This window comes from Cohnella abietis (assembly GCF_004295585.1).
In the GTDB taxonomy this organism is placed as follows: Bacteria; Bacillota; Bacilli; order Paenibacillales; family Paenibacillaceae; genus Cohnella; species Cohnella abietis.
In genome coordinates this window covers 2,462,659-2,475,925 of the sequence record NZ_AP019400.1, presented here as the reverse complement: position 1 = coordinate 2,475,925, position 13,267 = coordinate 2,462,659, and the positions used below count along the sequence as shown (strand labels likewise).

Here is a 13,267-nt window from a genome sequence, read left to right as displayed (position 1 = left end):
TTCATTATGTTAAACAAGTTAGATGTTAATATAGCACAAAGAAAGGCCGAAGGAACACAAGACTCGTTTCCGCCTGAATGCTATGATCAAGCTGTTTTTGACGTTGGCTTCTAGGTTTCGTAGCACCTCTGTTATGAATATAACACAATTCACTTGATGCAATCAGGAGGAATGAACATGCATATGCTAACGCTTAACGGCGCGTGGAAAATGAAAAAAACCGATGAATTGGAGTGGATCGATGCGACCGTTCCCGGTTCCGTGTTTAACGATCTACTGCGAGCGGGGAAGATGAAGGACCCGTTCTACCGGGATAATGAGCAAGAAATTTTGGAGCTGACTAAATCTGATTTCGAATACAAAAGAAGCTTTATTCTCGCAGAAGATGCGCTTGCACATGACATTGTCCTGCTGCGCTGCGAAGGCCTTGATACGTTGTGCGAGCTATTTATTAATGGGACTCTCGTGCTGAAATCCGACAATATGCATCGCACCTACGAGACCGACGTGAAAGACTTCCTCGTTACAGGTCGTAACGACATCCATGTCATTCTAAGATCGCCGACTCGCTACGTTCTGGACAAAGATAAGGAAATGTTTTTGACAAGCTGCGCCGATGCGGTGCCGGGAATATCCCATCTTCGAAAAGCCCACAGCATGTTCGGCTGGGATTGGGGCCCACAGCTGCCGGATTCGGGAATATGGAGAAACATCTCTCTGTGCGCTTATGATCAAGGGAGGATCGACGACGTCAATGTAACGCAAAAGCATAGCGACAATAGTGTCAGCCTTGACATCCATGTAGATATTAAGCAGTGGAAAAATTCCGATCTGAGTATCCGGGCAACGTTGATATCCCCGGAAGGGAAAGTGTGGGAGCAAGAAACGAACGCGAGCCCGAGCCTTACCGATACGTCCATTACATTGGATATTACGAACCCCCAAATATGGTGGCCGAACAATTATGGCAGCCAGCCGCTTTATTCGTTACGAGTATTTTTACTAGACGGAACCACTATCATCGATGAAAAAACACTAAATATCGGCTTACGAACAATGAAGATTAGACAGGCGAAGGACGAATGGGGCGAATCGTTCGAGTTTGAAGTAAATGGGAAGAGCATATTTGCCATGGGTGCCAACTATATACCTGAGGATAACGTCTTCGGGCGGTTAAGCTTCGAAAGAACGGAGAAATTGCTAAAGAGCTGTGTGGAGGCCAACTACAACTGCGTTCGAGTATGGGGCGGCGGCTATTATCCAGAGGATTATTTCTACGATTTGTGCGACCAATACGGGCTGATTGTCTGGCAGGACCATATGTACGCTTGTGGGGCTTACGATTTTAACGACGAATTCAAAGAAAACATCAAGCTGGAGACGATCGACAACGTAAAAAGACTTCGCCATCACGCTTGTCTTGGTATATGGAGTGGCAATAACGAGTTGGAGTACGCATGGGCGCTCTGGGAATGGACGGAAAGATACGGGGAAAAGCTTCGGGACGACTATCTCCGTCAGTTCGAGGAATTCCTTCCAGCGCTTAACGACTCGTTGGATCCGGGCACGTTCTATTGGCGTTCTTCTCCGTCTTCCTACGGAGGAATTGACGATCCGAATAATGAAAGCGTCGGGGACATGCACTATTGGGACGTCTGGCACGGCCGGAAACCGATTACGGAATACAGGACGTTATTTCCGAGATTCATGTCCGAATTCGGACTACAATCTTTTCCGTCTCTCAAGACGGTGGAAACATTCACGCTACCTGCCGACAGAAACATTTTCTCATCTGTCATGGAAGCCCATCAGAAAAACGGAACTGGCAACGAGAAGATTCTTTATTACATTAGCGAATACTTCAAATACCCTAAAAACTTCGACTCGCTCTTGTATGTGTCCCAGCTTATTCAGGCGGAAGGCATGCGTGTTGCCGTGGAACATTGGAGAAGAAATCGGGGAAGATGCATGGGCGCCATCTACTGGCAGCTTAACGATATTTGGCCAGGAGCTTCTTGGTCGAGTCTCGATTATTTCGGCAGATGGAAAGCTACGCACCACTCAGCCAAACGGTTTTTCGCCCCTGTGCTCGCTTCCGCTTGCGAGGAAGGAACTTCCGTTGCTCTTCATGTGACGAACGAAACGTTGAACCCCGTCGAAGGAAGGTTGAGCTGGCGACTACTAAACCATCTTTCCGAGGTCATTCAGTCTGGGGAAGTAGCGGTATCATTGGATGCCCTCTCTACTAAAGAGGCTATAGGACTGGATTTCAGCGATGTCCTAGACAACAAACAAAAGCTGAGACAAAGCTATCTAGCGTTCGAATTGACGGTGGACAACCATCCGGTAAGCGGCGGTTCTGTATTGTTCGTCAAATCCAAGCATTTCGACTATCTCGATCCTCGTATTAGCGCAAGCATTACTGAGTCGCAAGACAGCTTCATCATCGAGCTGAACAGCCAAGCTTTCGCCAACTACGTGTTGTTGGATTTGAAGACTGCCGATGCTCTCTGGAGCGATAACGTCTTTGACTTGTCGGCTGACCGCACCAAAACGGTTACAGTCAAGAAAGACAGCCTGTCCGAGGCTCTAACTCTGGAGGCATTCCAGGAACATCTCACGATTAGGAGCCTTTATGACACGTATGAGTAATTGAAAGAAAGTATCATTATCGAGCATGTATCTAACGAACCCAATACGAATAGTTGCTCAATAACGAAAGGTGTTGGCACAGGATGATCTCCTGCACCAACACCTTTTCGTTGGAATGTCACTCTTGATTAAAGTGAACTATTCCATATCGTTCCGTTAGACCAGATTCCAGAACAACGCCGTGTTGGCGACCGTGATCATGGTAAACAAGAGAGTATTCAAGAAAGCGGTCAGCCATACGTTGTTCGTCTTCTCGAACACCTTGCGGGAATAGACCGCAGCCATAGCTAGACAAGGCACTAGCGCCAGCAATAGGATGCCGTTTAAGGCTTGCCCCGGGTAAAGCGCAACACCCGAAATGAAGTCTTTACCGTACTGTGCCACCAGCCACAAAACAAGTCCGCCTATGTTCAAAATGATCGACAGCAAGTAGCCACCTTTTTTGCCTCGTGTATTTGCGTTCAACGCAACAGCGCTTACGAAATAATAGACTAAGAAGAACGGAATGTACCGCAAGGCCGTAATAAAATGCTCCATACTGAAGGTGCGCACTGCGAGCACCCAGATGCGGAAGTCGGTGCCGAATACGGCCTGGAGTGTGAACAAAATCAGATAGCCGATCACGACTGCCGCAATCGCCGTGCAGAGGCTGGCAACGATGGTAGCCGGGTTTAGGCTAATGCCGTAGCTGCTGAACGTCGTTCCCGCATCTTTCTTAGAGAAATAATGGAAAGCCAAAGTGATGAAAGCTGTGATCAATGCCGATACGATCGCCCAGTAAACGATCTGGTTCGTCGTCGGCTCGTTAAAGTAAGCCCCAAGCTTAACGAATGAATTGGCATTTTGGAAAACCAGCCACATCACAAGGGACACAACCGCAAGCAGCGTGCTACCTATGCCAATAGTCTTCTTTTTCGTAACGAACCCAATGATACCCCCTACCACACTCAACCCCAGCAAAATGAGAGAGATAACGCTCAGGGTATCTAATCCACCCGCTTTTTTGTCCATCAGTGTCGGGAACAGGATCGCCGGGATTAGCGTACAGAACGCAATGGCTACCCAGTAGACCAATTTTTGTTTGCCGGTTGAAGCTGCCGATACGGTCGCAATCTTTGCCGTCACGGCTTTACTCAGGAACGGTACTTTGAGCAGCAGGCTGATGAGCGGAACGAACATCAGGAAGAAGCCGATCAGGGCGATGAAGTTACCGGTTTCCTTCAGCCACCAAATCTGATTGCCCGAAGCAAGGTCTGCATGGGTTTGGTTAGGCGATGTGACTCCGTTGAAAGCATGGGTATAGAACTCGATCAAATTCCCCGTCACTGTCGGAGATGTGTGGTTCCATGGATGGGTTTGATTCGGCGTGAAAACGATGCGCTCGCCCGCCTCTGAGGGACGGATCGTTTTTTCTTCAAAGAGCAGGTCACCGGATTGCACGGAATAGAACTTGCCGGCCTCAGCTTGCTGTTCCGCTGGCACGCCAAGGAACGCTTTGCCCGAAGCGGTCGATGCGAAATCCTTGCGCGTAACCGTGCCTTTGACTTTCTTCTCCGAATCGCTTTTCTCCGATTCCGATTTGTTAAAGAAGAATTCGTCGTATTTGCCGCCGATTACCCCAACCGTCCGGTTGCCGAAAGCAGCCTGCAACTGATCTTGAGGAGCAATTGCTGAAGCGTAGGAGAAATCCGCGCCTACCGCAATACCTGAATAAATCATGCGATAGCCGGTCTTCAAAGCGTTCATCTCATCCATGTACATTGAGACCAGGGAGGAGAATCCGCCCATGGAGTGACCGCTTACGGCGACATAAGCGTTGCCCTTCTCGTCTTTTTTGGTGTAAGGCTGCTGATAAATATACTTCGCTGCGTCGAACTGCGAATAGACCCAGAAGGTGGAGAACATACTCTTCACCGGGATATCTGCGGTCCATCGTGAATCCCCGTGGTCGTATTGGTCTAGCGCCAAGACGATATAGCCGCGTCTGGACATTTCGATGGCGGGAGCGTCCTGCATTTCTTTCGTGTTCAGATACCCATGCGTTGTAATGATGACCGGCCTTGGATCCTCCGGCCCCGCTCCTTTGGGCGTGTACAGCAGTCCACTGAGATTGCCATGGTCGCCTTTAAACGATATTTCTTTCACATTGACTGAGTAAACAGACGTGTTAAACATGCCTGCGAAGAAGCTGCCCAGAATCATAAGTACCAGCGAGAGGGCCAGCAGCCCCTGCGGTTTTTTCAAAAACGAATATACCTTTTTCATGTAAGATCTCCTCTGATCAAATTTTAATCATGACAGCGCTATCATAACAATTGGCTAAAGCACCTAAGACGTCAACCTTAACCGCGCAATTCTCCTGCAAAGGCCGCTTTGATGCCCCCTTCCAAGCACTTTTCAAGCAGCCGGACACAATGAAGACACCACAATATCTTTAGCCGCGTCAATCGCGACCAAGCATTGTGGTGTCTCCCGTTCTCCGACCAGCTATTAACTTTCAGTTGATTATAGCACGATCGGTTTCTATTGAATAGTCCTTGTATGCATTTCCGATCATTTTTGTGGTAATAAGCACGATACGATTCGTTAGCCCGGACGCACAACAGTCAGTTAGGCGATAGACCTCAGACTAACTAGACACTAGAAAATCCGCGGTAGTTTGACCCTTGTCTCATTAGTATCTCAGCGCCTACTCAACTGTTAGTAAATGCTCTATAAAGCCTCCAATTTCGAGCTCACGGTCGATAAAATGGATTTCAAGAATCCAATCTCTTGGATGACCGTTTGTGTCCGGATCTCTCATCGGAATTTGATTATCGGGATGAATATAGTTCTCAACCTCATCACCTTGAATTTGTTCATGAGGAAACTCGCCAATAAGATGTCCCGCATGCGGACCCCCGAATTCCCATCCATACTTTAGAGCAAGCTCGCAAACAAATACGTAAAGCTCACTCCCTGTAATATTAGGCTGAGATTGAAAATAAGCTTTGCCTTCATCCCATGCCCGAGCAATATCATTCTTTAGCTTTTTCTTTCTCAAATCATCTCCGAGCACGAATGTCCGACCAAAATCAGCTTCCCAATCTTCGAAAATAGGGCCAAAATCAAGAAAGATAATATCATCCTCAGCGACCGTTAAATCAGGCGGATTTTCATTATAGGGATGTAAGGTGTTTTTGCCCGCTCGCACAATGCGTTTATGCCAATATTTTTTAATTCCAAACATCTCAAAAGCCAAGCTATAAATCTCTTTATTGATTTGCTTTTCAGTCGCCCCACTACGCAATATTCCCTTTTCTTCAATCGCTTTGAACAGCTCTTCGGCTTTCCTTTCAGCTTCTCGTAGCGCTAAATGTCGTTTCTCAATTAATGGATTCAATAGGACCCTCACCTTTACAATTGAATTCACAAAACTCTACTTAAAGCTTCTCCCTAAAATGAGCTTTTGCCCTTTGCAACAACAAAACGTGCCCCTCCAAGCTCTGATCGTTCATATCGAAGCTCGGCTTGTATACTTTCTGCTATTCGGCGACAAATGGAGAGCCCCAGACCTGTCTGACCAGCTTCCCCTTTAAAATAGCGATCGAAAATCCGGTCTTGCAGCTCAGGTGGCACTCCGTTCCCATCATCCTCAACGGCTAGAAACCATTCCCCTTTATTCGTTTCGAATGACACACGCACAACAGCTGAAGCGTAGCGAATCGCATTTTGCAGCAGATTAATTAAAAGCTCAAAAAGCTGCTCCGCAGGAACTATAATTTTGGCCTCCCGCTCCGTCCATATTATCTGAACTCCGTGCTCTGCTGCATTCGTTGATAATAAATCGCTTGCCTGACTAACCATCTCGTTCAAATCGATAACTTGATCCTTTTGAGGACAATCCGGATTTTCCAGTCTGGTCAGCTCGAGGAGCCGATCTACCATACGAATCAACCGATAGGACTCTTCCGTTATAATGGAAAGTCCTTTTTCCTGGGATACGACCTGGTCCTTAATCGCATTAGCGTATCCTTGAATCGACATCAATGGCGTACGAAGCTCATGAGATACTGTCTGTAAAAAATCAATCTGGTTTTCATGGTGATTACGGATGCGGCTAGACATCGATTGCAGCGTGTGCATCAATTCGTCAATTTCTGTCGCTCCGACTTGGGAAACCTTGAGATCGCCACGATAAGGATCATAACGATTAACGACTTCCTTCAGCTTCACGATAGGACGCGTAATTTTCCAAACAAGCAGAAAACCAATAACGTACAAAATGAGGCTACTAACGGCTATAGAAGCCAACACAAGGCGGATCGCCTCATGAAACATTCGCTTCAACAATTTTTCCGGCGTGTATAGAACAACCGTATACCCTTCCATCTCTTGCGATACATACATGATTTTATTGCCCTGTATCGTTCCCATTCCATGCTCTTTATTTACTCGAAGATCAGGAGCCTTGCCCAAGAAATCATCGTTGCTTGCCGCTACAATAAATCCTGAGGCATTAACAACATAGAAGTGCGCATTAAATTCATGGTTTTTGTACCGAAACGTAAGATCACTGGGCTCCAAATCATCAAGCGTGCCACCCTCCAAAATCCCTATTGCTTTATCCAGCTGAAGAAGCAATTGGTTTTTCGTTTGATCAATAAGCATTCGATAAGTAATGTGGGAGTAAAAGCCAACAGTCACAACAACCGTGAAAATCATGACGAGCATCATTGACCATAAAATACGAGCTCTAAGCGACCTCACGACAATTCAACTGTAGCCTTGTAGCCATAGCCCCACACCGTATCGATGCTGAATCCGGCTGCAGAATTTAGAATTTTTTTGCGTAGCCGCTTAACCAATTCATCGACTACTCTAACATCGCCTAGAAAATCGTAATCCCAAACCTGCCGAATGACTTGCTCGCGACTATAAGGACGATTAGGATTTCTAGCAAAATGAAGCAGAAGCTCAAACTCTCGAAAGGTAAGCACGAGCTCAGGTCCATTCTCGATTTGAACTTTACGATACTGCTCCGATATGAGTAAATTCCCGGCCCGGACAGGTGGAGTCGCTGCTTCCGTTCTAGGAGTTTGATAGAATTCCACCAAACGCATCATCGATCTAACCCGACCAACTAATTCACGGGGGTGGAACGGCTTGCCCAGAAAATCATTGCATCCAAGCTCAAGCCCCATAATACGATCAAGCTCTTCTCCCCTCGCCGAAACCATAATTATCGGCAGTTCACTGAAGCCTCGAATTGAAGTGAGCAATTGCAAACCATTAACGCCTGGCATGACGATATCCAAGATTAGACAATCGGGGGGCTCCTGCCTAACCCTGTCGATTAGCCCCTCCCCGCTGAACAATTCTTGTACTTCATGTCCGTCCTTTTTTAGATACTCAGATATCAATTGGCAAATATTTTGATCATCATCGACAACAAGGATGCGTGACATGACAGCCCCTCCTTCAACCATAGGTGGAAGACATTTCATTTTCATTAAGATACTCATTTGATCGTATAAAAAGAAAGACGGGAATGCAAGCATCCCGCCTTTGTCATTTGATTATTTATTGCGCTTAATTGCTGGGTTAGAAATGCCGATTACTTAGTTGCTTTCTTCGCAGGTACAGCTGGCTTTGCAGCTGGTTTAGTTGCTGCCTTTGCAGCTGGTTTTTTTACTGGTTTTTTTGCTGGTTTTGTTTTCTTATGCTTAACAGCTTTATGTTTTTTGGTCGTAGTCTTTGCTGCTGGTTTTGCAGCCGGCTTCACGACTGGTTTTGTAGCTGGCTTAACTTCTGGTTTCGCTGCTGGCTTAACTTCTGGTTTCGCTGCTGGCTTAACTACAGGTGCTACTACTTTTGGTGCTTTAACCGCAGCTGTCGTTCCTTTAGAATCAGTCGTTTTAGCGTCCGATTTCGTTGCGGCCTGGGTCGTGCTCGTAGCTGCTTTTGAAGTCGTAGTCCCTGTAGCGGCGAATGCACTACCAGCACCTGAGATAAGAATTGCCGAAGAAAGGAAGGCGACCATTGCTTTTTTCATTTTTAACATTTTCAACATCTCCTTTTTTTTGTTGGGCTTGAATCTAATATTACTAGTGAATTGTGTGAGTTCTATAAATCAAATATGAGAAAAGAAAGAGAAATAAAAATCACAAGTAATAGCCTGTGAAACCTAGACTTTATCTAGGTTTCTACAAGCTCTGATTCAAATACGTTTGCTTCTCGATAATTCAAAAACAAGCGCAGCTTGCTCGTCATAGAACGGTCAATGTCTCCCCGTTCATAAAGCACTTGAATGACGTTTCGCTCGGATTGGAATGCTTTCACCTGAAGCTCCTTCTTCTGGTCCTGTAGCTCCTCGTCCATCGTCGGATTGTAGCTCTCTGCTTGAATCATTTCTTTAAAGTCCTGATAATGAGCCATTACCATTAATGACGATCCCCGATTGGTGTCATCGATGTTCCGCTTAATGGTCTCAACTGCATCATTAATAGACTGAATCTTAAGCTCCTTGTATGGCTTCAGCTCGCTTTTAGTCCATTTGTTTATTTCTTTATGCTTCTTTTTGTGGAAGAAGTGTCGAATCGTCCACAGTATTGAGGCAGCTAGAAATTTAAAGCGGTGAGTTAATATAACCTCTGTTTGTTTAAGAGCAAATTGGGAAGCTTGTGCAACCTCTTCAGTAATTCGTCCTTCCTCCAGCCAGCGACGGACGGTCTGGCCTTCACTTTGCAAAGCCTGCAGCCTTATTTCCACTGTTTTCCTTTGCATATCAGCCAAGCAGCCCTGATCCTTGCGACTGATCCATTGAAGCTGTTGCTGGTAATCAGAAATAATGGATAAAGCAGCTCCTCTGTTCTCATCAGTCATATTGTCACGCACAGTCTTTAGACCCGCTTTTAATAACCGGATTTGCATAATATTTTCTGATATTTCTTCGCCAATGCCCGCTTCAACCTTCGGACTTTTATAAATTAAAGGAAGCAACGCACTTGCCAGTACAAGTGTAAGTAAAATAACCCCGGCTGACAGGAAAATAATAAGATCACGCTGAGGGAAAGGAGTTCCGTTCGAAATAACAAGTGGTATAGAAAACGCACCTGCCAAAGTAATAGCTCCACGAACGCCCGAGAGCGCGGTTAATATCGACTCATGCAGCTTCCCCGGCTTCCGTACTGAGGAGAGCAGGTAGACCCATATGAATCGCAAAGCTAACAGTGCTGCTGTAATAAGAAGGATATAGCCGAAAACCATACCATTCTTATAGGCCTGATCTTGAACAATAACGGATACGACATCGGGTACCTCTAAGCCTAAAATAATAAAAACGAGACCATTCAAAATGAATAAAATAACGGTCCAAGTATTCTCAGACACGATTCTTAACTCAGCAGATGCAGATTGAACGCGGTCTCGCTCGATAGCATGTACGATGCCTCCTGCCACTACGGCAAGGATACCAGAAACCCCAATCTCTTCAGAGATCATGTAGATAAGAAATGGCGTCATAATCAAGATCAGCATATGTATCGTAACGTCCTCCATTCCGAGACGCTGAAGAGATACACGCATTCTAATTAACAATAATGCCAGAATTGCTCCTGCCAATAAACCTCCTACTGCGATAAGAATGAAGCTTAATGTGGCTTCGCCCACAGAAAAAACTCCAGTAACGGCCGCAGCAATCGCAAATTTAAAAGCTACTAATCCTGATGCGTCATTCATCAGCGCCTCGCCTTCCAGCAGCCGCATAATATTATGAGGCAGCCTTATGCGACCGGCTATAGATCCAACAGCAACAGCGTCGGTGGGGGAAAGAATTGCCGCAAGGGCAAATGCTGCCGCGAGTGGGATATCCGGTATCAGCCAGTGGATGAACGGACCTACAACAATTATCGTTGCGAGCACAAGTCCAAGCGCCATTAGCAGGATCGGAGCACGCAGCTTCCACAGCTCATTGCGTGGCGTTCTTCGCCCGTCGTTAAACAGCAATGGAGCTATAAAAAGCACTAAAAAAAGCTCTGGATTCAGTTCCACATGCTCGACAGACGGAATAAGCGCTAGAGCTACCCCCAACGCGATTTGAATTAATGGAACAGGAATGAATGGCACAAAGCGATTAATAACATTGGATACTCCAATCAGCCCTAACATCAACAATACGAATAAAAACAGCTCCATTTCTCTGCCCCTTGTCTTAGATCTAGTCTTTAAATAATCCCTTCCATTATCACCTCATTAAGTTCTTCATATGCGCAATGGCCAAATAGCCCCCACCTAGTGTTATGGTGAGAGCTATTATAGGCTATGCTAACATGGATACATCATTTATAACCGGCGTTTCACCCTTTATTCAACAATTGCTGTAAGTCGAATATTGTATCTACTTGTTGCCACTCAGACTCAAAACAACGCCCGGTTTTTTCGTGCCATTCCTTTTCTACCTGCTCATCGATCACTCGGTCAGGAAGCGCTTGGGACGGATCGAGTTCCGTTAACATAATGAGCAGATCATCCAGCAGAAAAATTTGCAGCTCAGTATATCCAGCTTGAATGATGTGCTTGACGTTCTGCTCGGGTATATGGTCATGCAGGTGACGGTACTCACCGATACTATCCCATTTCAGCCTAGCGACTCGGATTTCCCTGTTCGTTCTCATGTTTACAGCCCCATTCTCATCCTTGCTCCCGACCGCGAAGCAATTTAACGTTATCTTTCGGATCGCCCCAAGGTGTTTCATAGGTCGGCCTGTTGACGTAACGTCTCATCTTCATACTCAAGCGAATTCCCGTACCAGGAAGAAGCTCGACGCGAAACCACTTGCCGTCTGCTTGCACGATTTCCTTCACCTGATCTTCCTGACTCAAAACCGTGACTTCTTCGAACTGATGCTCCCCGAACGTACCCGCCTGAATAATCACCTGCTTCTCTCCATGTAAATCAATATTGACCAGACTCAAGGTTAAGGAATCGGCCTCAAGCGCTTCGACAAGCGCGGCTACGCCTGTCGGTAAACCCGGCCGCTCAGCCTGTGCATCGAAGTAGCGCACGCGACCGTGCTGAAGACCGCCATGCGAAGTATGTATCGGTGCACCGAGCGTCAATTGTAGCAGCCCTTCGAAATAAACCGGACACATCTCCTGCCATTTGTGGATGCTTGACAACGCGCCTAGGCTGAATCCGTCCGACTTCCAGTTTTCCGGATCTCCTTCTGCTGAGCGCATTTTCTGCAATTGGCGGGACACCAGCTTGAAATTAGCTTCAAGAATTTGTTCCGGATACGCCGGGTTTTTCCCGCGCATATAATGGAACCATTGTACAGTGTTGCCGTTATAATGTTTGGTTAGCTTTCCTGTTATCGGATTAGTGCCAGAATATTCGGGCACATCAATTTCTTGGTCATAGGGCATGAGGTCAATCCGATCGACACGGGCTGCGTCCTCCTCCGCCATAGAGACCGTCCACAATTGAATCGGATACAAGGGACTTGGCAAGCGATAAGCCGTCCAACCGCTATCAAAATGTTTAGTCGGGGTCACCCAACGTCCGTTGTCCTCATGTCCGAGTGCCCAATTACGATCGAGCTGATCACGTGCTAACCGCAGTTGGTCTAAGTCACCGCTCAGCAGCACTGCGTTCATAGAAGCATTGACAATGGGCTCAATAATCGTCAAAAATCCGTGCGGCCAGCGCCAACCATAATAGCCGCCCCACCATTTGCCATCGTTATATTGTCCGATCTCACCCGAAAGACCGATGTTATCTGGGATGATCCCACCGTTCTTGGCTGCCTGATCCGCCCACGCTTGCACATAATTAAGTACCCACGTCTTTAGCTTTTCGTCACCAGAGTACATATAGGCATGGCTGATGAGACTCGTTGCGTTCAGATTGAGCGGCACATCCCCTTTCGCCATGCGTTCGTTCATTAAGCGAATGACATCCTGATACACCTTATCGTCCGACCATGCACAAGTGCCGCTCGCAAAATCAACGCCCGGGATATCTTCGAACGGCGCCAAATAATTGTCTAGAATGCCCCGGTGGGTGCACCAATCCTCTTCGGACATTTCGTGTCGAGGCCCCCGGCTGCCGGTAATCGGGGAACGGATCAGCTTGTTCTCCGAGTCAAAGTTTGGCGCTTCTGGATTGTCGCCTGTATATAGATTGGCAAAACGTTGCGCGCGCTGGACGCTTTTCAAATCGAAAGGATCTGCCAGTCCAAGGAAATAGAAGAACAAATATCCTTCTCCATGGTGCATCCAATCGTAATAGGCGTCAAAATCGCGATAGATTTGCCCGTATTCCGTCCATTGCCACGTAATGCCTTCCCATATGTGAAGCGCCTTCTCGCGCAGCTCTTCCGCTCCGCCGATCGCATACAACAAAGCCAAATACATAAATCCCTCGTAGGGGTCATCCGAGCCGTCCATCCCAGGCCAATCACTGCGCCAGTTCAGTGTACCGTCCGGACGGACGTACTTCTGCACAAATTCCTTCGCCGCCTGGTTCAACGTATCGATCAGCTGGCGTTCCATCAACGCCCACTGCGGCGGCGTCCAAGATTCCTGCGCTGTAACAGATGCGATACCCGCTAAGCTGCTCTTCCATGCCATCCCA

The 13,267-nt window shown here is 46.9% G+C and carries 9 protein-coding genes; 1 reads left to right on the top strand and 8 read right to left on the bottom strand.

The window, feature by feature from the left end; translation table 11 throughout:
- Positions 1–177: 177 nt before the first annotated feature.
- Positions 178–2,652, top strand: a complete 2,475-nt coding sequence (locus tag KCTCHS21_RS10465) for a beta-mannosidase (protein ID WP_130607454.1) — start codon at positions 178–180, stop codon at positions 2,650–2,652.
- A gap of 156 nt (positions 2,653–2,808) precedes the next feature.
- Here KCTCHS21_RS10465 and KCTCHS21_RS10460 read toward each other — a convergent pair whose 3' ends face one another.
- From KCTCHS21_RS10460 to KCTCHS21_RS10425, 8 genes are all read right to left on the bottom strand, one after another.
- Positions 2,809–4,917, bottom strand: coding sequence for a serine aminopeptidase domain-containing protein (locus tag KCTCHS21_RS10460; protein ID WP_130607452.1), 2,109 nt, complete (start codon positions 4,915–4,917; stop codon positions 2,809–2,811).
- 424 nt (positions 4,918–5,341) lie between these two features.
- Positions 5,342–6,034 carry a M24 family metallopeptidase gene (locus tag KCTCHS21_RS10455; protein WP_130607450.1) on the bottom strand — a complete coding sequence of 231 codons (693 nt, stop codon included), beginning with the start codon at positions 6,032–6,034 and terminating at the stop codon, positions 5,342–5,344.
- A 53-nt stretch (positions 6,035–6,087) separates the two neighbouring features.
- Positions 6,088–7,368 carry a sensor histidine kinase gene (locus tag KCTCHS21_RS10450; RefSeq protein ID WP_130607448.1) on the bottom strand — a complete coding sequence of 427 codons (1,281 nt, stop codon included), beginning with the start codon at positions 7,366–7,368 and terminating at the stop codon, positions 6,088–6,090.
- Between the two features lie 29 nt (positions 7,369–7,397).
- The gene (locus tag KCTCHS21_RS10445; RefSeq protein ID WP_130607446.1) at positions 7,398–8,099 is read right to left on the bottom strand and encodes a response regulator transcription factor; all 702 of its coding nucleotides are present in this window, start codon (positions 8,097–8,099) and stop codon (positions 7,398–7,400) included.
- Between the two features lie 149 nt (positions 8,100–8,248).
- Positions 8,249–8,695, bottom strand: a complete 447-nt coding sequence (locus KCTCHS21_RS31930) for a hypothetical protein (protein ID WP_179952668.1) — start codon at positions 8,693–8,695, stop codon at positions 8,249–8,251.
- A gap of 134 nt (positions 8,696–8,829) precedes the next feature.
- Positions 8,830–10,827: a Na+/H+ antiporter gene (locus KCTCHS21_RS10435; protein WP_130607444.1), complete on the bottom strand. Its 1,998-nt coding sequence runs from the start codon at positions 10,825–10,827 to the stop codon at positions 8,830–8,832.
- A gap of 161 nt (positions 10,828–10,988) precedes the next feature.
- Positions 10,989–11,306 (bottom strand): L-rhamnose mutarotase, encoded by a 318-nt coding sequence (locus KCTCHS21_RS10430; protein ID WP_157994011.1) that lies wholly within the window; start codon positions 11,304–11,306, stop codon positions 10,989–10,991.
- 16 nt (positions 11,307–11,322) lie between these two features.
- Positions 11,323–13,263: a DUF8034 domain-containing protein gene (locus tag KCTCHS21_RS10425; protein WP_130607440.1), complete on the bottom strand. Its 1,941-nt coding sequence runs from the start codon at positions 13,261–13,263 to the stop codon at positions 11,323–11,325.
- Positions 13,264–13,267 lie beyond the last annotated feature (4 nt).